Consider the following 264-nt stretch of genomic DNA (forward strand, 5'->3'; position numbering starts at 1 on the left):
ATGCATTGGTCACGGTTAATCCAGGTATAAACAGAACGATCGATGAAATACATAAGGCGAGAACCGGTAATTGTGGAACATAAAACGTCAGTAATCCAACCAATAAGCTTGAAATAAGGGCGACAAAAAACTCGGTTAAAATCGCGCGTCGGCCTGTAAAAGTGATCTGGGTTAACCACGCAATCAGACCTAAAATCGCCGAGATGCCGACAGCAAAATAGGTGGTTCCCACCAACATTAAGTAGCACGGAGGCAGTAAGACAT

At 43.9% G+C, this 264-nt stretch carries 1 protein-coding gene; it reads right to left on the reverse strand.

Annotated features, from left to right (window positions below):
* A partial coding sequence (locus AB4585_RS25790) for a threonine/serine exporter family protein (RefSeq protein ID WP_372171622.1) occupies nucleotides 1-264 on the reverse strand: 264 nt, incomplete at both ends.

This window comes from Vibrio sp. 10N.222.49.C9, assembly GCF_041474985.1.
GTDB lineage: Bacteria > Pseudomonadota > Gammaproteobacteria > Enterobacterales > Vibrionaceae > Vibrio > Vibrio crassostreae_C.